The organism is Streptomyces sp. T028 (genome assembly GCF_048159505.1).
Lineage (GTDB): Bacteria > Actinomycetota > Actinomycetes > Streptomycetales > Streptomycetaceae > Streptomyces.
In genome coordinates this window covers 175,182-201,036 of the sequence record NZ_JBLRVZ010000004.1, presented here as the reverse complement: position 1 = coordinate 201,036, position 25,855 = coordinate 175,182, and the positions used below count along the sequence as shown (strand labels likewise).

At 70.5% G+C, this 25,855-nt stretch carries 16 protein-coding genes and 1 CRISPR repeat array; of the genes, 3 read left to right on the top strand and 13 right to left on the bottom strand.

Annotation, left to right across the window (positions count from 1 at the left end):
* Positions 1-28 precede the first annotated feature (28 nt).
* The 10 genes from ACLZN2_RS04250 to ACLZN2_RS04205 form a co-directional block, all read right to left on the bottom strand.
* Positions 29-1,981, bottom strand: coding sequence for an ATP-binding cassette domain-containing protein (locus ACLZN2_RS04250; protein WP_416976979.1), 1,953 nt, complete (start codon positions 1,979-1,981; stop codon positions 29-31).
* A gap of 279 nt (positions 1,982-2,260) precedes the next feature.
* Positions 2,261-2,845: a hypothetical protein gene (locus ACLZN2_RS04245; RefSeq protein ID WP_416976978.1), complete on the bottom strand. Its 585-nt coding sequence runs from the start codon at positions 2,843-2,845 to the stop codon at positions 2,261-2,263.
* 374 nt (positions 2,846-3,219) lie between these two features.
* Positions 3,220-3,700: a CRISPR direct-repeat array (repeat unit 35 nt; unit sequence GTTTCTATGCCCTTTGGGCGGGCGTTGTTGGGAAA).
* Between the two features lie 275 nt (positions 3,701-3,975).
* Complete coding sequence (gene cas6 / locus ACLZN2_RS04240) at positions 3,976-4,707, bottom strand: CRISPR system precrRNA processing endoribonuclease RAMP protein Cas6 (protein WP_416976977.1); 732 nt, start codon at positions 4,705-4,707, stop codon at positions 3,976-3,978.
* Entirely contained in the window at positions 4,707-5,732 is a 1,026-nt protein-coding gene (locus tag ACLZN2_RS04235; RefSeq protein ID WP_416976976.1) for a hypothetical protein, read from the bottom strand. Before ACLZN2_RS04235 ends, cas6 begins: the two co-directional genes overlap by 1 nt.
* Positions 5,729-7,195, bottom strand: coding sequence for an RAMP superfamily CRISPR-associated protein (locus ACLZN2_RS04230; protein WP_416976975.1), 1,467 nt, complete (start codon positions 7,193-7,195; stop codon positions 5,729-5,731). Before ACLZN2_RS04230 ends, ACLZN2_RS04235 begins: the two co-directional genes overlap by 4 nt.
* Positions 7,192-8,619: a type III-B CRISPR module-associated Cmr3 family protein gene (locus ACLZN2_RS04225; RefSeq protein ID WP_416976974.1), complete on the bottom strand. Its 1,428-nt coding sequence runs from the start codon at positions 8,617-8,619 to the stop codon at positions 7,192-7,194. Before ACLZN2_RS04225 ends, ACLZN2_RS04230 begins: the two co-directional genes overlap by 4 nt.
* The gene (locus tag ACLZN2_RS04220; protein WP_416976973.1) at positions 8,612-9,205 is read right to left on the bottom strand and encodes an RAMP superfamily CRISPR-associated protein; all 594 of its coding nucleotides are present in this window, start codon (positions 9,203-9,205) and stop codon (positions 8,612-8,614) included. Before ACLZN2_RS04220 ends, ACLZN2_RS04225 begins: the two co-directional genes overlap by 8 nt.
* On the bottom strand, positions 9,202-10,785 hold the full coding sequence (locus ACLZN2_RS04215; protein WP_416976972.1) for a Cas10/Cmr2 second palm domain-containing protein: 1,584 nt from the start codon (positions 10,783-10,785) through the stop codon (positions 9,202-9,204). Before ACLZN2_RS04215 ends, ACLZN2_RS04220 begins: the two co-directional genes overlap by 4 nt.
* On the bottom strand, positions 10,782-12,932 hold the full coding sequence (locus ACLZN2_RS04210; RefSeq protein WP_416976971.1) for a hypothetical protein: 2,151 nt from the start codon (positions 12,930-12,932) through the stop codon (positions 10,782-10,784). The genes ACLZN2_RS04215 and ACLZN2_RS04210 overlap by 4 nt, the downstream gene beginning before the upstream one ends.
* 335 nt (positions 12,933-13,267) lie before the next feature.
* Positions 13,268-14,464, bottom strand: a complete 1,197-nt coding sequence (locus ACLZN2_RS04205; protein ID WP_416976970.1) for a hypothetical protein — start codon at positions 14,462-14,464, stop codon at positions 13,268-13,270.
* Between the two features lie 927 nt (positions 14,465-15,391).
* On the opposite strand from ACLZN2_RS04205, the gene cas1 reads away from it, so the two are divergent.
* The 3 genes from cas1 to ACLZN2_RS04190 all read left to right on the top strand — a co-directional run bounded on the left by cas1 (position 15,392) and on the right by ACLZN2_RS04190 (position 18,429).
* A complete protein-coding gene (gene cas1 / locus ACLZN2_RS04200; protein WP_416976969.1) occupies positions 15,392-17,209 on the top strand; it encodes a CRISPR-associated endonuclease Cas1 in 1,818 nt (605 codons plus the stop codon).
* A gap of 10 nt (positions 17,210-17,219) precedes the next feature.
* Positions 17,220-17,504 (top strand): CRISPR-associated endonuclease Cas2, encoded by a 285-nt coding sequence (cas2, locus tag ACLZN2_RS04195; RefSeq protein ID WP_416976968.1) that lies wholly within the window; start codon positions 17,220-17,222, stop codon positions 17,502-17,504.
* Positions 17,505-18,009: 505 nt separating this feature from the next.
* Complete coding sequence (locus ACLZN2_RS04190; protein WP_416976967.1) at positions 18,010-18,429, top strand: hypothetical protein; 420 nt, start codon at positions 18,010-18,012, stop codon at positions 18,427-18,429.
* Between the two features lie 103 nt (positions 18,430-18,532).
* Here ACLZN2_RS04190 and ACLZN2_RS04185 read toward each other — a convergent pair whose 3' ends face one another.
* Genes ACLZN2_RS04185 through ACLZN2_RS04175 form a run of 3 tightly spaced genes read right to left on the bottom strand, consistent with a single transcriptional unit; the run spans position 18,533 to position 25,712 of the window.
* Positions 18,533-21,547, bottom strand: a complete 3,015-nt coding sequence (locus ACLZN2_RS04185) for a TniQ family protein (protein WP_416976966.1) — start codon at positions 21,545-21,547, stop codon at positions 18,533-18,535.
* Positions 21,544-22,683, bottom strand: coding sequence for a TniB family NTP-binding protein (locus ACLZN2_RS04180; protein WP_416976965.1), 1,140 nt, complete (start codon positions 22,681-22,683; stop codon positions 21,544-21,546). Before ACLZN2_RS04180 ends, ACLZN2_RS04185 begins: the two co-directional genes overlap by 4 nt.
* Positions 22,683-25,712, bottom strand: coding sequence for a TnsA-like heteromeric transposase endonuclease subunit (locus tag ACLZN2_RS04175; protein ID WP_416976964.1), 3,030 nt, complete (start codon positions 25,710-25,712; stop codon positions 22,683-22,685). The genes ACLZN2_RS04180 and ACLZN2_RS04175 overlap by 1 nt, the downstream gene beginning before the upstream one ends.
* Positions 25,713-25,855 lie beyond the last annotated feature (143 nt).

The window sequence follows — 25,855 nt, the reverse complement described above, 5'->3', positions numbered from 1 at the left end:
GGGCATGGGCGCGGGTTCGCGGGGGTGGTCAGCGGTCGTGGGAAAGGGCGAGGAGTTCGGCAAACGTTCCGCCGGCGGCGGCGAGTTCGTCGTATGTGCCCTGTTCGGTGATCCGGCCCTGTTCCATGACGATGATCCGGTCGGCGATCTTGGTGTTTTCCAGTTGGTGGGTGACGACGATGGTGATGCAGCCGCTGCCGATCGCCTTGATCCGTTCGAGGATGACGTGTTCGCCGCGGGCGTCCATCTGGCTGGTCGGTTCGTCCAGGATCAGCAGGCCCGCTCCCCGGTACAGAGCGCGGGCGCAGGCCAGACGCTGCCACTGTCCGCCGGACAGCTCCGTTCCGCCCCAGTGCTCGCGGGCCAGGAGTGTGTCCAGGCCGTTGGGGAGTTCTGCGATGGCCTCGCGCAGGCCGACGGCGTCGAGGGCCTGCCACACGAGGTCGTCCCCGGCTTCTCGGGGCTGGCCGAGGGTGACGTTGTCCCGGACAGACAGCGGCCATTGTGCGAAGTTTTGCGGGACGAGTCCGGAGACATCCCAGAGCTGGTGCGGGTCGAGACCGGCGACGTCGTCTCCGTTCCAGCGGACGGTGCCCTTGTCGGTGAGGAAGATCGCGGTGAGTAGCCGGGTGAGGGTCGACTTCCCGGAGCCGTTCTCGCCGACCACGGCGAGGATCTCGCCCCGTCGTACGGTCAGCGACACCCCGGCGACCGCCGGTTTGTCCTTGCCCGGGTAGCGGTAGACGGCCTCCTCGGCACTGACCGTCTCCAGCGGTCCGGTGAGCCCTTCCCTTCCACGGTCGGGTGCGCGCTCGGCGGCGTAGGTGAGGAAGGTGTCCATGTCGGCGAGGTAGAGGGAGCTGTGGAACATGGCCGCGCCGTAGATGACGAGCTGGCTGAGGGCGGCCAGGGCAGTCTGGACGCCGACGACCGCAGTTGCGGCGATCGCCGCCTCGATCCGTCCGGTGGCCGCCAGCCAAGCCAGCGCGGCCCAGGTGAGGAGCAGGAAGAGGCCGCCGATGGCCGCACTGACGAGAGTGATCCGCAGCATCTTGGGGGCGGCGGCCAGGGTACGGGCGTCGATCCGTTCGGAAATCGTCCGATACCAGAACACCAGGTAGCCGGTCATGCCGTTGGCGCGGATCTCGTCGGTGAACTTCAAAGACGTCGCCCAGCCGCGCATGTTCGCCCGGACGTTGCGGTCCGCCACGTTGGCGTAGTGGGTCTCGTAGGTGACCTTCGCGTGCAACACCGCGCCGACCCCGGCGGGAACGACCGCGAGGAGCAGCAGAGGCAGCATCAGCACGTGCAGCACGGTCAGCACCCCGCTCGCGGCGACCATCCGGATGGCGGCGGCCGTGAGACGGGTGGCGTCCTGCACCACGAGCCGACTGCGGACCACCCCCATCTCGGCGGCCTCCTCCCGGTCCGAACAGCCGTCCTCGGCACGGGCGGCGGCCTCCATCCGGCACACCGCCTCCACGAGACCGCTGTCCGCCTCGGTCGTCAGCAGCGGAGTGATCCGCCCGTCCGCGTACGAGGAGAGCGCGGTCGCCACCCGCCCGGCCGCCGCAGCGAGCGCGATGACCACCAGCGCGGGCAGCGCCTCGCGCAGCCGGTCGGCAACGTGCCCCTCGGCCAGTACGGACTGCATCGCATCAGCGGTCGACGCCAGCTGATACCCAGCGCTGACCCCGATCGTCAGCTGGCAGCCGGCGAGCAGCAGCACCGCGCGCCGGTCGATCACCCATGCCATGCGTGCCGTCTGCTTCAGCACCGACGGAAGCCGCCGGCACATCGCCCAGAACGACACCTCTGCCAACGGGTTTTTGCTGTACTGGCCGCCGTAACGCAGCTCGGCCGGCGGCGGAGGAGGCAACCGCCGCGGCCTTACCGCGGCAGTCTGGGATGTCGGCTCTGCGCTCACCGGACACCTCCCCTCGGCCTGTTTGCAAATGGGGCGACAAACACCAAGGGCCATAGGGCCGTTGGTGGATCGGTCGGGGCAGCCTGGACGACAGGCAACTGGGCACCTCCAGCACTGACTTGGACGGAAGGCTGATAATGACCGGAACAACGAGGTGATGTCCGGCTTCGAACGCACGTGTTTGAGTCGCTTCCCCAGCCGCCTGATCGCGTGGCCGTAACCAGCGGTCGTTGGTTCAGGCGGTTCACCAGACTGCGGTGATGGCCGAAACGCCGACGCTGATACGGACGTGGCAGATGAGGCGGGTGGGATGGAGGCACGTGCAGCGAATGCTCAGACGGCCAGCGCCTGTTTCTGGTCCACGTCACGTGGTTCTGGTCCCAACGGCACTACGGCGACGGGCTCCCAGGTCATCTCCCACCGGGCGCCACCGTCTGGTGTCGGGTGGGCGGTCCAGCGCACATCGAGCAAGTGGAGTTGGGACACGGTCAGTGGGGCGTGGCTGGGCTGGATCCTGCGTAGTGCGCTCTGGAGCGGATCGGAGTCGGCGGTGTCGTATGCGTAGCCGAGCGACAGGTGTCCGCGACCGCCGTCGTGTGCGATTGCCGGGGAGTCGTGGACCCGCCACAGGGCGGCACGTGCCAGGTTCTGCAGGGCAGTCAGGCCCTGGTCGGGATGGGTGTCGAGAACGGCTCCGGAGCGGTTGGCGATGGGGGAACCGCACAGCACGGTGAACGGTTCGAGGCTGCGCAGCCCGGCCTTCAGCTCGGAGATGAGGAGCGTGCGTTGATCTGCTGAGATCTCCTCGCTGGGGGCCGCGGCATCCATCTCGATGGTGATGTGGACGAGGTCGTCGGGCAGGCACCAGATCGGATAGTGCTGCATGGTGGCGCGGCATGCGGCGATGTAGGTCCGCATTCGGAATGTCCTGTTCCGGTGTGGTGACCTGCTCTTCTCTTGGTTGTCTCGTTCAAGGGCCACGAGAGTCTGTCTCGCGGTCTTGTCCCTCGCCCGCCAGCCAGTGGGCGGAGCTATGCGGCAAGCGGGTAACGCAGAGACCCGCCCGCGCTCGCTGTCGACTCACTGTGCTGGCAGACGCCGTTGTCGGTGGCAGCCGCGACTGCTTACCGCAGTTTCCTCCGCGGAGCACGCGAGGACAGGCAACTTCCGTGTCGTGTTTCTTTTTCTGCTAGCGCCGCTGAGCATACAGCTTCGTACATCTGAAGAGCACGGGCATTGTTGGGAAAATAGACGTCCGGAATCATCGTGTGGGAGAACATCGTCAAGATGTAGTTTCTATGCCCTTCGAGCGGGCGTTGTTGGGAAATATTTGCGACGGCATGCGTGGCCTCAAGCCGCTCGACATGGTTTCCATGCCCTTTGGGCGGGCATTGTTGGGAAATGCAGGACTTCATGGGCTTCGGGTTCACCCAGCCCGCGTTTCTATGCCCTTTGGGCGGGCGTTGTTGGGAAACAAGGTCTGGAGCGAATGATGAACCCGTTCGGGCTCACCGGTTTCTATGCCCTTTGGGCGGGCGTTGTTGGGAAATCGTCTCTTCTACTGGGAGAAGGAGGGCGACGTCTACGTACTGTTTCTATGCCCTTTGGGCGGGCGTTGTTGGGAAATTTGGCTACGTGCTCAAGTCCTTCATCCAGCCTCTCCTGTTTCTATGCCCTTTGGGCGGGCGTTGTTGGGAAATGACCCGCGCCACGGCGACGGGACCGCCGGCGAATAAGTGTTTCTATGCCCTTTGGGCGGGCGTTGTTGGGAAATGCTTCGCCGGTTTCGTGGGTTCTGAGGTGCGACGATGGTGCCCGTTGCGCAGGAACGGCTGCAAGAGGGCCCTGGGCATGGTGGCGCAGGTCACTCTCGTCGGGATCATGCTGTTGGCCTGCGGAAACCGATCGCGCGAAAAGCGCCTGTTTCGGGGTGTTCGGCGGCGGGCCGGTTATGCCCAGGTCAGCCGGGTTGTGGGCGTGGGGAGGCGGGTTGGTGCTGGCCTCGTGTCGGCTGTGCTGGCTGTCGGCTGGGCGGGTTGTGGTGTTGGTCATTCCAGGTGGACTTCGACGGAGCCGAGGCCGTGGGTTGTCTGGGCGCCTGTGCCGGCTGTTGTGGCGAACAGGGAGAGGGCGGTGAAGTGGCGGGATGTGGGGGTGTGGGGTTGGGGGTGGTTGAGGAGGCGGAAGGCGGCGGTGCCGGTGAAGCCGATGCGGGTGCCTGTGCCGAGGCTGACGGGGAGTGAGGAGATGTCGTGGGCGGAGAGGGCTGTGGCGTCGATGAGTTCTTTTCTTTCGGTGTCGGTGATGCGGGCGGTTTCGGGGGCGAAGAGGTTCCAGCGCCAGATGAGTGTGCTGTAGAGGAGTTCGGGGTCGGGCAGGGGGTGCCAGCGGCCGTTGCGGGAGAAGTAGGTGGCGGAGCGGAAGTGGATGACGGCGCGGGTGGCGGGGGGCAGGTGGGAGAGGGCGGTGTAGGGGGTGAATTCCTCGTGGGTGGTGGTGACGGTGAAGTGCTGGGCGCCGAGGCGGAGGGTGTGGCCGGTGAGTTGGGTGAGGTCGGGGCGGGGGGTGTCGGGCAGCCAGCCGAGGCGGAGGAGAGCGGTGGCGGGTGTGGTGGTGGCTGTGAGGAGGGGGGAGATGCTGTAGGGCTTGTGCTGTGCGTGGTGGTCGGTGCCGGTGGCTTCGAACAGGTGGGCGGCGAGGCCGTGCAGCTGGGCGGGTGTGACGGGGCGTTGGGTGTGGGGGCGGTGGGCGGTGAGGGTGAGGGTCCAGCGGGTCGGCATCAGGGGGTGGCCGTTCCTCGGGCGAGGGCGCGGCAGGCGGTGGTGTTTCCGTCGGCGTCCCGGATGAGGTGTGCGGGGACGAGGAGGTCGTCGCGGTCGGGGTGGGCGTCGGCGACGGGGCGGGAGACGACGTAGGCCGTGCCGGGTGCGGGCGGGGGTAGGTGTTCGACGGGGCCGAAGGCCAGGCGTACGACGGGCACGGTGATGTTCTCGGGGGTGATGAGCGATGGCTGTGGGGTGGTGGACTCGGTGCGGCGGGCGGGGGTGGGTGAGGGCGGGAGTTCGGTGAGGAGCGTGCCGGTGTCCGTGACCAGCCGGATCGGGTGGGGGGTGAGGTTCACCAGGTGGACGGGGGCGGGGCTGGGCCTGTTGTCGTGTCCGGGGGCGTGGCGGGCTGGTGGCTCGGGTGTCATGGGAGGGTCCGGGAGGGTGTGTCCGGGGACGGTGCGGTCGTGGTGGTCGTGTCGGCGGAGGTGGGGGCGTGCCGGGGTGACGGTGGGGCGGCCTGTGCGTGTGGGGTGTCCGGGGGGGCGGCGGGCTGTGGCGCGGACGAAGGTGGCGGGGGTGGGGCCGGGCAGTTCGAGGAGTTCGAAGGTGAGGGTGTGGGCTTCGGCGGGCAGGGGGCCGGCCTGTTGGTCGTGGGCGGCCCAGGGGGTGCCGGGGCGGAGGCGGACGTGGACGAGTTCGCCCTGCCCGCCGGCGCTGTCGGCGCTGTCGTGGTGGTGGCCGGGGTGGAGGGGCTGGAGGGCGGCGGTCAGGGCATGGGAGCCGTCGATACGCAGGCGCAGGCAGCGGTCCTCGTTCCAGGCCCACAGGTGGGTGGCGTGCGGGGGGTCGGCGGGCAGGTGGTCGGCGTCGGCGATGTGGAAGCCGTCGAGGTCGGCCCAGGCGCAGGTCGTGTTCGGCGTGGCGGTGAGCAGGGAGCGTGCCTGGGTCCAGTCGAGGCGGCCGATGCGGTGCAGGAGTGCGGGGATGCGGGCGGCGGTGTGGCGGGGCTCGGTCGTGGTGGGCAGGACGGTGGTCATGCGCGGGTCTCCTGCGGGGCGGGGCCGGCGGGTGGGGTGTGGGTGCGCAGGGTGTTGACGGCCGGGGTGTGCTGTGCGGTGAGCCAGTCGGCGGTGGCGGGCTCGGCGGTGAGGGTGCCGTAGCCGCGGGTGGTGGCGCCGCCGATGCCGAGGGTGCCGTCGGCGAGGTCGGCCAGTGCCAGGACCAGGGCGGCGCGGACCAGGTCGGGGACGGGTTTGTCGTGGCGGATGTGCAGGGTGAGGTGGCCGTCCTCGGCGGTTTCCTCGGCGAAGAGGGCTTCGTCGCGGGCGCCGCCGAAGACGCGGTCGAGGGCGACGTGGTTGCGGACACGTACGGTGGCGTCGCGGATCGGGGAGTCGGCGAACAGGAGGTGTCCGCGGGCGCCGGCGGTGTCCGGTGGCGGTGTGCTGTCGGCGGGGGTGCGGGGGCGTTCGCTGAAGCCGAAGGCTTCGCAGACCATACAGGTGCCGCAGCTGCCCGGGGCGCCGTCGCGGACGGAGGCGCACACGTCGCCGATGCCGGTCGAGCGCAGGATGAACTCGACGCGGGCGCGCAGCAGTCCCTTCCAGGTGGTGCCGGGCACGAGCGGGGTGTTCTCGTGGTCGCGGAGGATCTGGGCGGGGCCGCTGCGCCGTCCGGGGCGTTCGGTGCGGGTGCCGGAGCCGATGTGGAGGGCGTCGGCGATGCGGAAGTGCAGGGCCCGGCCGAACAGGTGCGGTTCGTCGGGGGCGCCGCCGGCTGTCTGTGCGCGGTCGTGGACGACGGTGGCGTGGTCGTCGACGAGGGCGGGGCCGCCGTGGGTGAGCCAGTGGCGCAGGCCGTCGGGGGTGGTCAGGTCGATGGTGCGGTGGCGGACGGTGATGAGTTCGGCGCGGCCGTAGCCGGTGGTGCGTCCGCCGCCGATGCGGGGTCGCCAGGCGGCGAGCAGGGCGATGACCTCGTCGACCAGCGGGGAGGAGGTGGCGGTGGTGTCGATGCGCAGCCAGAGGGTCAGTTCGGTGCCGGGCGGCAGGAGTTCGCGGCTGTGGAGGGAGGTGGCGAGGGCGGCGGCGCGGTGGCGGTCGACGGCGGTGCGGCGGCGTTCTGCCGGGGGTGCGTCGGGCAGGGTGAGGCGGGTGCCGAGCACGCGGACGGGGGAGGCGATCGCGATGGTCTCCCCGCCGTCGCCGTCGTCGTCCTGCTGCTTGGCGGCGGGGGTTTTGTACACGTCGCCGAACAGGGCGCGCCGCCGGTGGGGGGCTGCATGGTGGCGTAGTGAGCCGGTCAGGGAGGTGGCGGGCAGGCAGGGGTTGCCCCAGCCGTCGCGGGCCAGGGGCAGGTCGGGGCGGAGGCTGGAGGCGACGGTGTGGGCTTCCGGGGCGGCGACCGCGGCGGGGCCGGTGAGTTCCAGGTCGGCCTGGAGGATGTGGATGACGCCCATGGCGTGGTTCGTGGTGTGGGCGGCTGTCGCGTGCGTGGTCATGGCCTGGCGGGTTGCCTCTCGGTCAGCCGGTTGAGGACGTTGAGGATGCTCAGGGCGCGGTCGAGGACGTCTGCGGGAGCGGCCAGCAGGGCGGTGAGGGCGTCACGTTGGGAGGGGGGCAGCCGTTGCAGCCGGGGGCGTTCCAGCAGCAGGCCGCGGTAGGCGGCGGGTTCGGGGATCAGGGGGCGGAGCTGGTCGGCGAACCAGGTGCCGTGCCCGGTCTCCCACAGCAGCCGCGCATACGACTCGGCCAGGTCCAGCCCCCGGCCGGCGCCGGGTTGGGGCCGGGTCGTGCCAAGGTCGGTGGCGGCGGGCTGCCAGGCGGTGGCGGCGATTGTCACGGCTCCGAAGCCCTCACCGCGGCGCAGCCCGATGCCGTGGCCGCTCAGGGCGAGCAGCCGGTCGGGGTCGGGGGGCTGGTCGAAGTCCAGGAGGAGGACGGAGCCGGCGCTGACGGCGAGTTCGACGGGTTTGGGCAGCCGGGACGCGGCGTGCCAGCCGCCGACGCGTTCCCTGCGCGCCCACACCCGCCGCACCGCCGCCACCCGTGAGCCGTCGAGCAGCGGGTCGAGTTGCGCGGCGAGGGCGCGGCGCAGTGCCTCGTGGTCGGCGAGGTCGAGGGGCAGGCCCGCGGTGTCGGTGAGGACGGCCGGGGCGGCCAGCCGCAGGGCGAGGGTCCTTGCGGTGGCGGGCGGGGCTCCGGTGGCCGGGGCGGGGGTGTAGGTGACGGCGCCGGAGGTGCCGCGCCGTCCGCCCAGCCGCAGTTTCCGGGGGCGGCTGAGCCAGGCGGCGACCTGTTCGGGGAGGGTGGTGCCGGGGGTGATGCGGCCGTGGAAGGTGCGCTCGGTGCCGTCGGCGTTATGGGGGGTCAGGGCGCGGCGGGTGAACAGCAGCCGTTCCTCGGCGACCTGGCGGGCGTCGTCGATCTGCAGGTGGGTGCTCTGCACGACCGGGGGGCCGGCAGCGGCGGCGGTGAACTCGACGTCGCCCCGGCCGGGTACCAGCGGCCCGCACGCGCACGAGGGTTCCTCCCCGTCCCCGCCGGGGCCACCGTGATCAGGCTCGGGATGGCTATGGCCGTCCTCGGGGTGGCCGGTGCGGCCGGTGCCGTGATCGGGGAATGCCTCGTCGACGGTGACGGCGCATCGGCGGTACTTGCAGCGCAGCACGGACAGCGGCACGATCTGGGACCCGGCCGCGAACAGGGGCCCGTAGCAGACGTCCTGTTCGAACAGGGCGATGAACTCCTCGCGCAGGGTCGCCGGGACACGGGTGGGCAGGCCGTGTTCGGCGATCCAGGCCGCGGCCAGCGCGCCGCGCAGCACGGAGCCGGGCACGTGCAGGCGGGTGGGCACCGGCGCGGTGCCGACCGGGCGGACACCCAATGCGAGCGGCTGGTGGGCGGTGACGGTCACGTCAAGCATCCGGCTGGTTCCTCCACTGCTCGGCGAGCGCCGTGAAACGGCTGATCAGCCGCTCGTCCACGTCCGGGTCGGCGGGCTCGCACCGCACCCAGCCAAGTCCCCGGCGCCGGTCGGCGCCCAGACTGTGCACACCGGCCGCAGCGCAGGCCAGCACCGCCAGATGGTCGTCCCGCTCCAGCAGCACACCGTCGCTCTCGGCGGTGTCGGGCAGCGGCCCGTGCTGGGTGATCGTGAACTCGGCGCTGTGCGCCCACACGTCCTCCGCGTACAGGAGGTGGTCGCGCAGCGCGGCGCCGGAGTCCTCGTCGAGGCGGACGCGGGCCCGGGTGACCACCACGGGTTCGCCGCCGGAGCCCGCCTGCGGGAAGCGGGCCGCTTCCCAGCCCCAGGGGGTGGGGTGGCGGGGGCCGCCGAAGACCGCTTCGACCAGGCGGGGCAGGCCGGGCAGGAGGCGTTCGGCGGAGTCCCGCATGATGCCCTTGAGGGTGGAGGCGGGCAGCAGGTTGTCCCGGTCGACGGCGGCGTCGATGCCGGGGCGACCGGTGCCGGTCGCGACCCGGAACGGGCCGTGGAAAGTGATCGTCACGCGCATGGCCACCACCGGGCGAGGTTGAGGGCCGCCTCCAGACCGATCCCGGACACCGGCAGCTTGCCGCCGAAGCTGCCTGGCGGTTCGGTGTCCGACTGCGCCTCTGCTCCACTGGGGAAGGGCCCGTTGAGCGGGCCGGGAAGGGGCAGGAACGGCTGGATTGCGGGCAGGTGGCCCACCCGGTCGGCGAGGGCCGCCGCCGTGAGCGGGCCGTGGGCGCGCACCGCTTCGGTGAGGCGGGCGCGATGGCTGGCCGGTACCACTGTCAGCCGCGACAGCGCCTCGGCGGCCCCGGTCACCGCCCGGCCGTCCCCGCCACCGGTGCCGCCGGCGCTGGCGGTGCTGGGGTGCAGGACGGACAGGGCCAGGGGCGGGTGTGCGGGAGGTTCGGGTCCGTCGGCGGTGATGTCCAGCCACTGCACCGACGCCATGCGTCCGCCGAACGCCCGCTTGGCCTCCGACAGGCGCTGCCCGGCCGATTCCACGAGCAGGTTCATCGGGTGGGAGGCGTGCGCGAAGACGATGCCGGCCGACGCAGTCGGCGCTTCGAGTTCCGGCTGTTCGGGGCGGTTCCTGCGCAGCCGGTTCAGCCTGTCCAGTACCTCGCCGGTCTCCTGGCGGACCAGGCGGGTGAACTCGGCCAGGAACGTCAGCGTGAACCGCCACGCCTGTTCGGCCGGCAGGCTCACCAGCACGTCGTCCCCGCCGACCACGTGCGGCACCAGACACAGCCGCTCGTGCTCCACGGTCAGCGGCAGCTCCAGCGCCGCGTGGGCGAGCGCGCTGCGGGTGGCGGCCGACAGCGCCGCCGAGATCGTGGCCTTCGCCCCGCGCAGCCGTGCGTCCCCTGCGCTCTCGTCGGCCAGGGCGGTGAAGAACGCCCCGAACGCGTTGCCGTCCACGGCCACGGTCGCCAGGTGGTTGCCCCCCGACTCGCTGCTGCCAAGTGCGGCGAGCCCGGCGAAATCTTCCGGCGCGGGCTTGAGACCGATCTCCCTCAGCAGCTGTCCCTCGGGGGTGAGCGGGTCCGCCACCGTCTGGCTGCGCGGCACGTTGCGCATCGAGCAGTCCAGACACAGAGCCAGTTTCCCGTCCGGGACCGGTTCGCTGCCCACCGCGGGATCGATGTGGCACATCCGACAGGGCACGGCCAGCGGGAACTCCGCCACCGGCGGCAGATCGTGCCGCACCCGCCCGCGGCGCAGCCTGGGCTGCAGCACGTGCGCGTGGACGGCGAGATACGACTCGCCCTCGCCCCACACCGAGTGGAACTCCGCGCCCGGCAGGACACTGCGCAGGTGGGCGAAGACGCGGTCCTGTAACCGCCGTACCCGCTCCGCCGGATCGTCCCCTGCCGTCTCCGTCGCGGGCATCCTCAGGCTGATCACCCCGTCCGCCGTCCCGGCCTCAGGGTTGATCTCCGCCAGGCCCTCGGCCACCCGGGCGATGGCCGCTTCGGCCGTGGCCCGCGCCAGGCTGTTGCTCGCCGCCCGGTGCCCGCGCAGTCCCGGAGTGCGGGTCAGGTACTGCTGGATCCGCACCGCACCGAAATCGACATACACATGACGTACCGTCACCGCGGCCTCCCCCTGCCGCCATTGCCCTGTCCCTTCTGCTGCTGGCGGATGACCGGCAGGGCGGGGTCGGGGGCGGCGGAGGCGGGCAGCTGCCGGTAGGGGAACTCGGTACCCCGCTTCCAGCCTCTCTCCGGTGTCCAGGTCCAGGAGACGCCGCCGGTCGTCTCCTTCCAGAAGGTGAACGACGGCAGCAGCGCCTGCGGATCCAGCGGTTCGTCCGGCCCCGCGAGATGGCCCGCGGGCGGATACCACACCTGGTGCGGTAGGGCCCAGTCCAGCCGCAGCACCTTCGTCAGCTGCCGCTTCCAGACGTCCTTCAGCTCCGCGGAGGCCGTACGGCGAAACGCCGCCACTGCCTCGCCCGCCTCAAGCCGCGGAGCGGGCCCGGCGAGGTAGCGGCTGGCCGCGTCGTGCAGGGACAGCGCGGTGATACGGGAGGTCACCGTCCCGAAACCCAGCGGGCGCCCGCCGCCCACCGCCCACCCGTACTCGACGGCTCCGCCCGCAGCGTCCGTGTCCTGGGCCGCGGCGGTGTCGTAGGCGTGCAGGAGCAGGCCGGGGTCCAGGGCACACAGCAGCCCGCCGAGTTCGGCGGCCGTGAGGTTCTCGAAACGCACCCGCGTGGTGAACACCGCGCCCGCCGGCACCGACTCGGCCTGGGTGAGCATCGCGTTGCCCGCCTGGTAGACGTCCTCGTGGAAGACCCGTGGCTTCTCCTCGGCGGCCCGGAAGTAGGGGCGCTGGCCCGGTGTCCCGGTCAGCCAGTACTGCTTGCGCCCCCGCAGCCCCCGCCGCTTCCTGCTGTCGCCCTCCGAGCCCCACTCCCGCAGCGGCGGAGCACTCACCCCGGCGGCCGTCGCCTGCTCCGAGCCGTTGTCCCGGCTGAGGTAGAACTGGCCGGCGCCCGGCCTCGGCGCGCCCATCGGCGGCAGCCACTCCTGCCGCGTCGCATACGCCTCGCACGGCAGGGCGTCACCGAAGCGGACGTGACCGCGGTAGGCGTTCTGCTCCGCCCGCCCCCGCCCGCCGCCGCCCTCGGCATCCGCCGACCCGAAGACACGGCAGCTCGGGCACAGCCGCCCGGGATCGGTACACGCCAGCGCATGCCCGGGAACCCGCGCGCGGGCCTTGTCCACCCCGCCCGCGTGCCGCCACACCACCGCCAGCGCCAGATCGGCCACCACCAGCCCCTCTGCGCACAAGCGGGGAAGCACCCACACCACCTGGTCCACATACAGCCGCCGCCGCGCCGCGATCCTGCGCCCCAGCAACCGGCCGTCGGCGGGATGGACGACATCCACCCAGCAGGGCTCGGCGTCCCCGCGCGCCTGCTCCTGCCGAAAGCGCCGCATGTCGTCGGTGTCGTCGACGGCGTCCAGGAAGCTCTCCCACACGCCCTCCGCGAAACCCACGGCACGTATGCCGTCATCCAGCCGGCCCGCCGCGCAGAAGTACCGGCCCCGCAAGGACCCCCCACCGGCCGGGTTCCGACGCGTCTTGTGCCGGGTGCGGGCGTCCGAGACCAGCACCACCCAGTCACCCCCGGCACGCACCAAACCGGCGTCCTCCAGCTGACGGCGCCCCAGCACCTCGCTGCCCTCACCGTCCAGCGCCAGCCGCACCCCGGTGCGCAGCCCTTGTCCCCCGCCCAGCGCCTGGTGCAGTGCCGCCGCCTCCACCCACACCGGAGCCTTCGAACACAGCTGCATCCGCACCGGCCGGCCGTTCTCGTCGACTTCGTCGACCCTGGCCAGCCGCCAGCCGGGCGGGCGGGCGCGCACCTGGTCCCGGTAGCCGGGCCGGAAGTCCCCGTCGAACACCCGCAGGCACCCGCCCGCCAGCGTCTCGTGCAGCGAGCGCACCGCACCCGCCAGCGACGACCCCGGCAGATAGGGCACCGGCTCCGCGAACCCCGCCACCGCCCGCCGCGGGAACCGTCCCTCGCCATCGGCGTACACACCACGCAGCAGCAGCGGACTGCGCGCCGTCAGCTCGACCTCCGCCACCCCCGAACAACGCCCCTCGACCAGCTGCCCGTGCCCGCCCGGCTCCCGCCGCCAGCCCGCCTCCGGCTCCTGCTTCGGCACGGACACGAACGTGTACGGATTGACGAACCCCTCCCGCCCCGCACCCACGCTGTCGGACATCCCGTCCACCCCCGAAACGGTCAACCACCGCCGAAACGTAAAGCACATTAAGAACCCGCACCCGTGCCACATGCAAGCGAAACCGGCATCTTCGACACCCGAGTTGACACCATCACCGCCTCACGGGTACCAGCCCGCATCCGGCCGCCGGGGCATCTCCCCGACCGCCGACGACGACGAACGGCAAGCCCCGGGACCCCACCCTCTGTCGTGCACACCGGCCCCGGCGAAACGGAACAGTCCGGGCACAGAGGCACCCGGTCGGACGGCGAAACCGAAGACCGCGCCGACCGGCCCCAGCACCGCCCGCCGCAGCACCAGGGTCAGGCCGGACGCTAGACATGAGGGACCAGCAGGGTACGCCGTCCCACCAGGGCCCCGAGCGCCAGGACGAACGTGGCGGGCCCGTCCGTGAACAGCCAGCACGTCCCCTCGGCCCCCTGCTCCTCCACCACACGCCGCCAGTGATGCACGACATAACGCACCAGCGCCTCATGATGCTCCGTCGTGTCCGGAACGTTCCCCGGACGCGTACGGATCACCAACGCCCCCACGCACCGGTTGCCCGCGGGACCGCCCTCGTCCGCACCACCCGCGCCCGGACGCGCCCCCGCAGTCCGCCTGCCATCGGCCCCGGCACCGCCGCGAGGAGAAACCTGGCGCTGCGGGCTTCCCGGGAACCGGTACGCCTCGCTCTCGCCCCGCTCCGCGGCGGACAACGCGTCACGCACCAGCCCCGGATTGTCCGCGAGCGCCACGACCAGCGCGACCCGCCTGGGCCCCGACGCAACACTCCCGCCACCGAACGCATGCCAGACCGGCCCCTCCTCCGGATCCGCCAGCACGTCCCGCAGCCGCCGCAGATCCTCCGCGTCCGGGGGCCTCTTCAACGCACTGTCCAGCCGCAGAGCGGGAAACGATGCCCGGCCACGCTCCTCGGACTGGCCCATCAGACGAGCCGTGACACGACGCCCGGACACCGTCCGGCCACCGGACGGCTCGGGCGGCTGCTGCCCGGGGTCCGCCGCCCCGGCAGACCGCCGGTCAGGGACCTCGGCGAAGACGCTCACGTTGTCGTGCAACTGCGCCCTCAAAAGCCCGCCCAGCCGGAACGCGTCCGCATGCCGGGCTGTCACATAGAACGACACCGACTCCGGCGCCCCGCTGTCCCCGACCGACTCCTCCTCAAGCCGCGCCTGCATCACCCGGTATGCGAAAGCAACCCGGTCCGACACCTCCACACCGCCCAGCAACGCCTCCGGCTCCACGACGAAACAGGCCGCATGCCGGCGCAGAGCGTCGTCCTGCATCGCTCTGAGCCGCGTACGGTCCCAGTGGGCACCCGACCCGAGATAGATCACAATGCCCACCCCCTCCCTGGACCGCAGCGCATGCGTGGCCCACGCGACCACCAACACCGCGACCACAGCCACCCCGCCCATCCACGACACCGAGCCCCCCACCCCGGGAACCGCCTCCACCAGATCCGGCAGCATCCCCAGCGCCAGCGCCGCAGCCGTCGTGACCAGCAACGACAACAACCCCTCACGGGACAACAAGAACGTCCACAGCCAAGACCTGCTCCGCCCCATCCCCATCACCCTCCCCGTCTCCAGGCCGACCCGCATTCCCTACCCCATCAAGCCCGCCCACTCCCCACCACACCCCAGCCCCACCCCCCCGACACCAACTCGCATCCCGGGAAGGATCAGAGCCGGAACAGCGACCGGCGACGCGCCCGCCATGAGCACTGGCCACCTCAGCCCAGGCAAGGAAACGAAGCGAATCGAGAGCAGAAAACCACACAAAAGATGTGTTACCGGGCATGGTCGAGAAGGAGGCCGAGAGGCAGTTTCCGCGCGGAACGTTTCCGCACGTCAGACCAGGCCATACTCCGAAGTGAGACCTGAGTCACGGCACACCGCAAGCGGCAGCAGGCAATCCTGCGCATCGGGCATCATTACCCCAGGCCACAGCCTACGAGTCCGGGGAAGGGTTTCCGACGAACGCCCGACCAGAGGGCATAGAAACTTCGCGGGCTGCTGTCCACCCTGTCCCGTACGGGTTTCCGACGAACGCCCGACCAGAGGGCATAGAAACCCCTCGTAGACCCCGCAGACGCGGAGCTTGCCGTGTTTCCGGCGAACGCCCGACCAAAGGGCATAGAAACGCGGTGATCGCGACGGCGACACACAGGATCGACACCAGGGTTTCCGGCGAACGCCCGCCCGAAGGGCATGGAAACATCCCAGACCTGGGCCCACCATTCCTGGTAGACGAGGCCAAAGCTCGTTGAGGCATATGCAAAACACCTGACGTGGTTTCACTTCATGCTCGAATGAGGAGTAGGGCGACTTGCTGTAGATCTATGCCGTCCGGATTGCTGGTAGTGAGGTTCAGTGGGCGATCTTCTACATCGCGCGATTTCCGAGGCGTCTCTTCTTGCTGCCTGGCAGGAGGTGCAGGCGAATGACCTGGAGGACGGGAAGGTCAGCGATCAGGTGGCCGCGTACGCGCGTGGGGTGCTGGCCCGGCTGACGGATCTGGGGCGGGAGTTGAAGGCCAGGGCGTGGCGGCCGTCGCCGGTGTACGCGATGGAGATCGGCAAGCGGTCGGGCGGGACGCGGCTGCTGGCGGTGCCCGCGGTGGAGGACCGGATCGTGGAGCGGGCGGTGATGGAGGTGATCGACGAGTACGTCGACGCCGTCCTTCTGCCCTGGAGTTACGCCTACCGCAAGGGGCTGAGTGTCCGGGACGCGCTGCACGACCTGGCTGCTGCCCGGGACGAGGGTGCCCGGTGGGTGGTGCGGGCGGACATCCGGGACTGCTTCGAGCAGATACCCCGCTGGCCTGCGCTGACCCGGCTGCGGGAGGTCGTGCCCGATCCGGAGATCTGCCAGCTGATCCAGCATCTGGTCAACCGGCGCGGGGTGGGGCCTGCGGCACGCCGGATCCGCTCCGGGAAGGGCCTGCACCAGGGCAGTTCCCTCTCCCCGGTCCTCACCAACCTCTACCTCGACGCCTTCGACCGCGACCTGCTGCGCTCCGGGCACCGGGTCCTGCGCTACTCCGACGACTTCGCCATCCCCGTCGCCACCCGCCACCAGGGCGAACAGGCCCTCGCTTTGGCCGCCGAGGGTCTGCGCCGTCTCGATCTGGAGCTGAACGAGTCCAAGTCACGCATCGAGAGCTTCGACGAGGGCGTGGACTTCCTCGGCAAGACCACTACTGCCCGCTCCGGCCCGCGCGCCGAGGAGCGCCCCTCCCCGCTGGAGTCCACCCTCTACATCACCGAGCCCGGCGCCAGTCTGCGCACCAAGGGCCAGCGGCTGCGCGTCGTCCACCGCAGCACGCAGCTGCTGTCGGTGCCCTACAGCCGTGTCCGGCAGATCGTCTGCACCGCCCCGGTCACCCTGACCAGCCCGTTCCTGCGCCGCGCCCTGGAACACGGCATCGATCTGGTCCTGGCGGAGGAGGACGGCGAATATCTCGGCCGTCTGACCGGCCCGGCCGGCACCGACGTGGAACTCCGCCACGCCCAGCACCGCCTGGCCGCCAAGGACCATGCCTGCCTGGAACTGGCCGGCGTCTTCGTTACCGCGAAGATCGCCAACATGCGGACCTGCCTGCTCCGCGCCGCCCGTGCGGGCAGGATCACCGACGTCGAACCGGCTGCCGCACGCCTGCTCGCGGCACGCGGCCAGGCCGCCACCGCGCCCTCGCCCGCCGCTCTCATGGGGCACGAAGGCGCAGCCACCCGCGACTACTTCACCGCGCTCGGTACCATCCTCGGCCCGGCCTGGGCCTTCACCCACCGACGACGCAGACCCCCGCCCGACCCCGTCAACGCCCTGCTCTCCTTCGGCTACACCCTCCTGGCCCGCGACGCCGTCACCGCCTGCGAACTCGCCGGCCTCGACCCGGCCGTCGGCTTCCTCCACGAACTCCACCGTGGCCGCCCCTCTTTGGCCCTGGACCTGATTGAGGAGTTCCGCCCGGTCATCGTCGACCACACCGTCATCCGCCTGTGCACCAGCGGAAAGATCAGCCCGGCCGGCTTCACCACCGACACCGAGAACGGGCGCGGCTGCCGCATGGACCGCGACACCCTGCGCACCTTCCTCGACGCCTACGAGAAACGCATGCTCACCCTCGCCCACCACCCCCACGCGGGCCGCCGCACCTCCTACCGCACCGCGCTCACCGTCCAGGCCCGCCACTTCGCCGACCACATCACCGGCCGCGAACCCGCCTACCTCCCCACCGGCTGGAGGTGACCACCCTCCCGTGCCGTACACATACCTGATCTGCTACGACATCCCCGACGACGACCGCCGCGCCGACATCTCCGACCTCCTCGCCGCCCACGGCGCCCGCGTCCAGTACAGCGTCTTCGAGATCACGCTCGCCACCAAGAAAGACGTCCAGCGCCTGCGCGGCACCCTCCGCCGCCGCATGGACCGCGACGAAGACCAGATCCGCCTCTACCCCCTGCCCGCCCCCGTCCTCAACGAACTCGTCATCCTCGGCAACCGCCGCCTCGAAGAACGCGCCGACTACTGGATCCTGTAAGCCCCATGCACCCGGCTCCCCGCCCACAGCAACCCCCTGACCAGCCCGTAACCGCCCTCCACCCACCACCCGCCCAACCGCCCGTTCCTGCGCGACCTATCCGCCCAGGTCACAGCACACGCGACCACAGGATGTGGCGTGAGTCACCCCACAGAGCGGCCCTGTCGGTGAACTTCTGCGCAACGGACAGCATCACCGCAGGCCGGCACGGGTAGGATCGGCCAAGCATTTCCCAACAACGCCCGCCCGAAGGGCATAGAAACTTTGTTAGGCGGGAAGAAGAGTACGCCACTGGGGGGTGATATTTCCCAACAACGCCCGCCCGAAGGGCATAGAAACGCGCCAGACGACGCGCTGTCCGGCAAGCATCGCCAATTTCCCAACAACGCCCGCCCGAAGGGCATAGAAACCTTACGGCAGGTGCCCCTCCTGGACGCCGGCCACCGCGAATTTCCCAACAATGCCCGCCCGAAGGGCATAGAAACGGACGATCAGGCCACTGCCCGTGGCCTTCATCCCCCTATTTCCCAACAACGCCCGCCCGAAGGGCATAGAAACTCTCCGTGTCCGGGCCGAGGTTCTTGACCTTGGGGGGATTTCCCAACAACGCCCGCCCGAAGGGCATAGAAACTGGTGCCCGGGCCGGTTCTCCTCGATGAACTCGAAGATTTTCCAGCAACGCCCGCCCGAAGGGCATAGAAACAAGATCGCGGTGGCGACCCCCGTAATCACCCACCCCACATTTCCCAACAACGCCCGCCCGAAGGGCATAGAAAAGTCAGATCAGACCGAGAACGAGCAGCAGCCCGCCCAGCAGATTTCCCAACAACGCCCGCCCGAAGGGCATAGAAACGCTGTTCCGACCGGACTGTGGAACGAGATCGGTCAGGCGCATTTCCCAACAACGCCCGCCCGAAGGGCATAGGAACGTGGGTCGGTTCGGGAACAGGATGTTCACGCTGCCGGTTTTTTCGGCATGGCTCTCCTGGAGTGGGCTGGCGTGCGTAACGCCTGCTGTGCCCTCGCTTTTAGCTCATGTCGGTCGTATAGGTGGCGAGTTGGTCGGCGTACGGCTGGGCGGTGTCGAGGACGTTCCTCCCGAAGTCGGTCAGACGCATCCGGTGCCCGCACTGGCCGCGGATCAGCAGTTGGCCTTGGAGGTCTTGTTCCAGGTGCTGGAGCTGCGGGGTCAGGGCGGAGGGGCTGATGCCGGCCTCGCGGCAGAACGCCGCCAGGGTGGGGTAGGCGGCGGCTTGGAGGAACCGGTGCAGCCGCCGTTGCCCGGCGTAGGTGCGCACCGCGGGCTGCAGGTGCGCGGGGAAGCAGTCCACGTTGGGGGCGTCGTCCGTGCTCCCCGCCGGCGCCCTTCGTTTCGTGCCTGCGGTGGGTGAGCGCCGGGGTGCCGATCGCTGCCAGGTCTCGCGCGGCTGGTCCACGAGTGTGTGAGCCCAGCCTTCGACAGCCCGTACGACTTCTTTGCCGAGGCGGGTGAGTTCGAGGTTCCTGCCTCTGCCCGCGCGGATGAGCAGCGGGCCGCCGAGGTCGGACTCCAGCCGCTGCAGCTGCTGGGTGAGGGTTCCCCGGGCGAGACTGTGGGTGCGGCATGCCTCGCCGAGGGTGGGGTACCGGACGACTTGGAGGAAGATGCGCAGTCGGCGGATGGCGTAGGTGTTGTGCAGGCTGGGGCGGATCACTGCGGGTGCGGATGTGAAGTCGTACCGTGCCTGCTGGGGCTGCCTGTTGTTCTGCACCGGGATCCCATGGCCGCGTGCGCGGGCTGCTACGGCTGCTGCGCTCATGCCGGTCTCCCGCCCGATGTCGGCCAGGGTGCGGCCCTGGATGAGGTACTGCTCATGGAGCCACTGTTTGTCCAGCTTCTTGCGCTGGGTGGTGGAGCGCCTCGGGATGCCGTACGCGTCGGCGAGCGCAGCCAGGGTCTTGCGGCTGACGCCCGTGGTGCGTTCGAGGTCGACGAAGGGCCGGTCCTGGGCGAGGTACAGCTGCTCCAGATGTTCCTTGGTGAGGATTTCGCGGGCCAGGTGCACGCTGTGGATGCCGCGTCCGGAGCGCAGTTGACGGATGGTTTCGAGGGACAGTTCGGGCGTGGGCCGCGGGTGCTGGGCCATGACGTAGCGCAGGGTGCGCAGGTCGGCGCCGAGCGCCCGGGCGAGGTGCTGGGGTGTGTGTCCGGCGCCGAGGAGGGCGTGCAGGGTGGCGATGTCGAGGCGGTCGGGGTCGGGCCGGGGCAGGTCGAGGCCGTCGAGCAGGCGGGCCGGTGGCTGCCAGAACACGGGTTCGTCGTGGATGGCGTTGCGGGCAAGGAACGCGCGGCCGATCCGGTCGAGGCCGTCCATCAGACTCTGCGTGAGGAGGAAGGGGAACCGGGTCCGGCGGGATCTGAAGGCGACGGTGTCGTGGGGCGGGTGGGGCATCCGCTGCCAGGGCAGGCCGCTGGCCCGCTCGAAGAGGAAGCACCGGGCGAGGCCGTGGCGTTGGTTCGCCGCGGCGGGTGGCATGAGCGCGCGGTGCCACACGGTGCGCCACGCGTCGAGCGAGAGCAGATCGCTGTAGTCGAGGCGGCGGCGCCGGGCGTAGTCGATGGGGACCTCGTGCGCGTCGAGGTAGTCGGCGAGACGGATCAGCGCCATCTGGATGGCGTCCCAGTGCGGATCCCCGCGCAGGGACTGCAGGACGTGCGTCGTGACGGGCTGGGTGACCACAGCCCCGAGATCCGCGGCGACCGGGGCGAGGTCGGTGCGGCTGCTGACCAGCATCAGGCTGACGGCCAGCGCGCCGCCCAGGTTCTCCCGCACGCGCGGGGTGCCCAGGCGTACCTCCCACAACGGCCAGATGAGCCCCGGCGTCTTCGCCGCCCGCCGCTCGCCGCTCTCCCTGCGGGCCGAGGGGTGAGCCGGGACCGGCGCCGCGGTGCGGTAGCGGAGCTGGTCGACGGAGCGCAGCCGAGGGGCGATGGCCGTGAGATGAACGGCGTTCAGCCGGGGGCTGGCGTACTTGGCCCAGGTGCGGGTCACGGTGGGGCTGATCCAGTCGCCCCGGTCGACGCTCGCCTGAAGGACGTGCCGCATGAGGCCGGCCGCCTGCCGGCAGTCTTCCTGGCGCAGGATGTTCCATGCGGCCATGACCGTGGCGGCCGCGCCCGCCGCGCTGTCGGGGACCGCCCTGCCACAGGCGTCCAGACCCGTACCGCCGGGGAGTACGGTCTGCAGCAGGTCGTCGGGGACGAGGTGCGCCAGCCGGTACGCGGGCATGACGAACAGGGCCCTGCGGCCGAGTGCCTTGATGTCGGCCAGGACGTCCGCAGCGGGCTGGGCGCAGTGCCGGTAGACGCCGAAGGTGCCGTGGCCCGCGGCCACGGTGTCGAGGAGGTCCCGCTGCGCGAGCAGGGCCGGGTGCCCGGGGGCCAGGCGCATCGTGGCGGCCGTGGCGAAGTCGTGCAGGCAGCGGGAGTGCGGGGTGTGGGCGGTCGGCCGCGGGCCGGGACGGTCGCAGCGGCCGGGGCTCGGGATGAGGCTGCCGGGGTGGGCGGCGGCCCGCGGCCGGCCACCGCAGGCGGGGCAGGCGTCCGCGAGCAGGCGGTGATGCTTCAGGCAGGCGTAGGACCAGCCGAACCGCCAGGTCACCTGCCAGCGTCCGCCGTTCTCGCCGAGGCAGTCGGGACAGAACCGGGAGCCGGTGCTCGCGACGCGGCGCCAGTTTCGCCGAGGGACCAGCACACGCCGCTCGCGGTCGATGAATAGGGCGCGCCGGTCGTAGTGCTCCAGCGTCATCTCCCGCAGGGCCGCCCGCGTCAGTCCGGTCGCGATGCTCAGGTTCCCGCTCTCCTGCGCGCGAAGAACGACCAGCCACGGGGCGCGACAGGGAAGCGCCTTCCCGTCCTGCCGGTGTTCTTCGAGCAGGCCCACCGCGCGCAGCAGGTCACCCATCGGCGTACGGAGATAGGCGGCGAGCGCCTCCAGCCACGAATCCAGCGCCTCCCCGCGCACCGGGTCGGTCCGCAGCGGCAGCGAACGCACCACGCTCATACCACGGTCGTCGCCGACGCGTTCTTCGCGGCGCCAGAGCGCAGCTTGGTCGTCATCCGCCCGCGGGCGAACTTCTTCGCGAGCGCCGCGCGCGCCCGCTCCGCCGCCGCATCCAGCTTGACCTGATCGAGGAGGTCCTCGTTGAGGAGTTCGACGCCGGTGCGGGCGGCACGCTGACAGCCCCGGTTGACCAGCGTCATCAGCGAGCCGATGTGTCCGCCGGTGCGGATGTAGAGGTAGTCGGACAGCGCGTCGGCGAGCATGCCGGGGAACTTCCGGCACAGCACGATCCGCTCCTCCAGGGCGAGCAGCAGGCGGCGCCACTCACGCCGGTGCTTGTCGTTGGTGACGGTGAAGGGCTCCATGGTCAGCGGTGTGGTGCGGCGCGCGGTCTGGGCGAGGGTGATGTCGCCGCAGGAGTTGGCCTCGGAGTACAGGCCACGATTGCCCAGCTCGACACCGATGAAGATGATCGTGACCGGGAACTCGTTGGCGATGTACTTGAAGTGGTTGCTGACCTCGGTGCCGTTGCGGTCATGCCACTTCAGGAAGTGCAGGTCGTCGATCACCAAGATGCGCGTCTCACATTGCAAGACGCAGTCCAGGGCGCGCTGGGCGAACAGCGCGGCCGTGCCGGTCGTCCGTCCGGGGTGCGCGTAGTACTCCAGCAGCGACCGGTTGAACTCCTTCATGCCGATGTTGCTGGTCAGCCCGACCCGGCAGACCGGCCACCGCTCGTGCCCGGCCGCGGTGAACGCTCCTTCCCGTGTGATCACCTGCCGGTGGTACTTGAGCGCGAAGTCCAGCACCGCGGTGGTCTTGCCGAGCCCGGGATGGGCGTCCACCGCGACGGCGCCCTTGGCCTTGTCGCCGTCTTGCTGGTTGCTCGTGATGATGTCCCACAAGTCCTCGTGCAGTGCCCTGAGCTGAGGCGTCCCGATCGGCCCGAGGTTGGCGTGCCAGACACTGCGGCGCTGGTCGTACTCCAGCAGCGCCGCCTCCCCCAGGCCCGCCTTCTGCTGGAGCGTCAGCAGCTCCGGAGGCTGCCGCTTCGGCGCCTCGGCCAGGGCCCGCAGCCCTTCCTTGCGCGAGAGCGTGAGGTTGTCCAGCGACAAGGTCTCGGGGCAGGCCGGCATCACGCGTCCTCCAGGGCGTCGGCGTAGAAGTCCCCGTCGTCGGGGCCTTCGAGTTCGTCGTCCTCGTCGTCATCACCGGCCACCGCGCCCTCGTACGGCACCGCCCCGGCGGCGCCGGTCTCGTCCGCATCGTTGTCGCTGCCGGCGAGGACCCGGGCGACGGACGGCAGCGCGCGTACGTCGTCCCAGACGGTCTCCGGCAGGTCGAAGGCGGACTGTTCACGGGCCTGGCGCAGGGCGAGGCGCCGCTCCGGCAACGTCAGCCCCAGTCCCAGATGCCAGCGTTCCAGCAGTTCGGCGACCGCACGCTCGTCGTCGGGGAAGGGGGACTTCTCGCCCGCCACCTTCCGGGCGAGTTCGATGGCCCCCTCACTGACCGGGAACTTCAGGGCCGGGGCGTGCTCCCACTGCAGGGCATGCCAGCGGCGGGTGTCGGGGCGGCGGAAGTAGATGTAGCTGATGTTGTCCGGGTCGACCTGGACGGGCCACAGCCCCTTGCCCTTCGGCCCGGTGTACTCGCTGCTCTCGCCCCGGTATCCGTCCAGCCCAGGACCGTTGTAGCGGCACTTGCGGATCTCCACCCCGTAGTGGTGCAGCTGCTTCCACTCGGTCTTGAGGAACTCGAACCCCAGCGCCGGGTCACGGGGCACCTCGATGTACCCGGCGCGGGCGATCCCGTGCTCGAACATCATCGCCGGCGACAACCTGAGTCCCGGCACGTTCGGGTCGAGGAGACCGCGATGGGCCCGCCGGTGATACACGCACGCCGTCCACTCACGGATGATCGCCTCCAACTCGTGGAGGAAGAAGAACGCCTCCCTCTCCGGCCGCTCGCCCCGCGAGAACACATCCGGCCCCTTGTACCCGGGCAGCACCTCCAGCGGCCCCTCGCGCAGGGTTTTGAAAAAACGTTCGAGCGGACCCTTGTCCCTGCCCGTCCGCAGCCGAGCCGGCTGGATGGACAGGCCAAGACGCTGGCACACGGAGGTGATGTGCTCGCTGATGTACGGCTTGCCGTGATCGACCACGACGGTCTCCGGCACCAGCGCCGGCCCCGCAGCCCCTTTCACCTCACCGTCCTGCGCATCGCCCTCCTCCAGCGCCTCGCGCTCCACGAAGACGGTGCGGGGAATACCGTGATCGGGCCAGAGAGCCCATGACGGCCAGCCCTTGCCCGGCGGCCGGGGGCGATATGTCTGGAACAGCACCGCCGCTACGTCGATGGACTGCGTGGACACCGGCGTCACCCTGAGTCCCGTGATGCAGCGGGTGTACCAGTCCATCGCAACCGTCAGCTCGGCCTGCACCCACTTCAGCGTGATCGGGTCCATCGCGAAGACGTCCAGCCGTGTGGTGTCCATCAGCAGGTACTCGCCCGGCCTCGTCGGCCGCAGCTTCCCGTACGCGCCCGGCGGCCGGGCAGCGATGTCCCGGTTACGTTTCGTACTCAGCCGGAACGTCGGCAGCCGCCGCTCCAGTTCCTCAAGCCACCGGTACGCGGTCGCCCGGGTCGGCAGCTTCACCTCGCCCTCGCCGTAGCGGGCCGCAAGGCGCGGTCCGACGGATCGAATCACCTTCGCGCGGGTCGGCTTCGAGTCCTTCTCGTGCTCGGCCATGATCTCCAGGGCCATCTCCACCCACCGCTCATCGGCCCGCCCCAGGCCGCCCATATCCCCGCTTCCGCGGTCCGGGCCACCGCGCACGAGCCCGGCCTCCCCGTCGAGCAGGAAGGCGCGCACCCACCGCTTGATGGTCCTCACGCTCACGCCCAGCTCGGTGGCCTTCGCCTCGTACCGCTGCAGCTTGGACACCGTGGCCGCGTACTGCGGCCGGGGCTCGCCCGGCTCCGGCACCTCCTCGCTGCCCGAACGAAAGCCCGTCAGAACCTCGTTGACATGGGCGGCCCGCTCCCTGACCTCGGCCAGTTCCTCCTCACTGAGCAGCGCGAACAGCACCGATGCCGTCTCGCGGTCATCATCGGCCTGTGGCCCCGGTTCGGCGGCGATGACCGTGGCACGGCCCGAGGAGAGCGACACCCGCAGAGACAGCCGGAACCTGCGGCCGGCCCCATCGCGAACCAGGAGCTCGTTGCCCGCGGCCGAGCCGAACATCTCCTCCACCACGACGACTTCGCCGTCGTACTTCAGCCTCGTGCCTACCCCGACCCGTACCGCGGCTCCGCTCACATGCCCTCCCGAACGAGATCCCGGCATTCGACAGACCGGTTCGTCTTCATCTCCGTCGAGCTCTGACTCGTCGATCGGACGAGGAAGGTCGCGCCGGCCTGCGCCGACCACTGTGGCCGGCCCCTGGCGCAGCACATGCCGCTGGGACAACACTGCTGTCAGGTCGGTCACGAAGTGCTGGCACCACAACAGCCGCAGCACGGCAGCCCGTACCTTCCACTCCGGGTGACGGGGAAAGGCGCGAAACGCGTCGCCCAGCGTCGCCCCGTGCAGATCCTCCTCGCGGATCTCCGCGAGGAGGTCTTCGTCGAAGAGCCAGTCGCGGCGATAGCCCGCGAGGAAGCGCAGGTTCGCCAGCTCCACCTCTGGCGGCTCGGACCACACCTCGAAGTCCCAGCCACGGGAGAGGACGACCTCGCGCGCCCAGCCGAGCGCGAAGTTCACCTTCGGCCGGGTGAGCAGATGCCGTGGTTTGACGTCCACGACCAGCGGCACATCCTTCTCGCGCACCACAAGGTAGTCCGGAACGTGCCGACGCTCGCGCCCGTCCACGGTGGCGGTGAGAAGGAACGGCTGGGCGAAGACGGCCGTCACGTCCTGGTCGAAGTCGGCGTAGAGCAGGCGTGTCAGCTCAAGACGGGACTCATAGACGACGTGGTCGCGCATGGTGGAAGACCAGTGCGTGCCGGAGTAGTGCTTCTGCCCGTTGCGCCAGCGGAACGTACGCCACGGGATCGAGGGCTCGAAGACATCGACGCCCGACGTCGACCAGACCAAGTCCTCGTCGACCTTTCCGTCCGTACGACGCAGACTCATCGAGACTTCGCCGATCACATGCGACATGCCCCACCCCCAAGCAGCCGGAGCGGGGCGCAGAGCTCCCGGTCTCGGCCAGCTGCGACATCTCCACAATCGAACGAGAGGGGACCGCTGCATAGAACAGGAGCGGGAACAGCACTACGACGAGTGAACAGTCAGACGGGCGT

What these genes read in the sequence shown, in the direction of transcription:
- ACLZN2_RS04250 (WP_416976979.1), bottom strand. Translation starts at nt 1,981, where the DNA reads ATGGCCCTTGGTGTTTGTCGCCCCATTTGCAAACAGGCCGAGGGGAGG.
- ACLZN2_RS04245 (WP_416976978.1), bottom strand. Translation starts at nt 2,845, where the DNA reads ATGCGGACCTACATCGCCGCATGCCGCGCCACCATGCAGCACTATCCG.
- cas6 (WP_416976977.1), bottom strand. Translation starts at nt 4,707, where the DNA reads ATGCCGACCCGCTGGACCCTCACCCTCACCGCCCACCGCCCCCACACC.
- ACLZN2_RS04235 (WP_416976976.1), bottom strand. Translation starts at nt 5,732, where the DNA reads ATGACCACCGTCCTGCCCACCACGACCGAGCCCCGCCACACCGCCGCC.
- ACLZN2_RS04230 (WP_416976975.1), bottom strand. Translation starts at nt 7,195, where the DNA reads ATGACCACGCACGCGACAGCCGCCCACACCACGAACCACGCCATGGGC.
- ACLZN2_RS04225 (WP_416976974.1), bottom strand. Translation starts at nt 8,619, where the DNA reads ATGCTTGACGTGACCGTCACCGCCCACCAGCCGCTCGCATTGGGTGTC.
- ACLZN2_RS04210 (WP_416976971.1), bottom strand. Translation starts at nt 12,932, where the DNA reads ATGTCCGACAGCGTGGGTGCGGGGCGGGAGGGGTTCGTCAATCCGTAC.
- ACLZN2_RS04185 (WP_416976966.1), bottom strand. Translation starts at nt 21,547, where the DNA reads ATGAGCGTGGTGCGTTCGCTGCCGCTGCGGACCGACCCGGTGCGCGGG.
- ACLZN2_RS04180 (WP_416976965.1), bottom strand. Translation starts at nt 22,683, where the DNA reads ATGCCGGCCTGCCCCGAGACCTTGTCGCTGGACAACCTCACGCTCTCG.
- ACLZN2_RS04175 (WP_416976964.1), bottom strand. Translation starts at nt 25,712, where the DNA reads ATGTCGCATGTGATCGGCGAAGTCTCGATGAGTCTGCGTCGTACGGAC.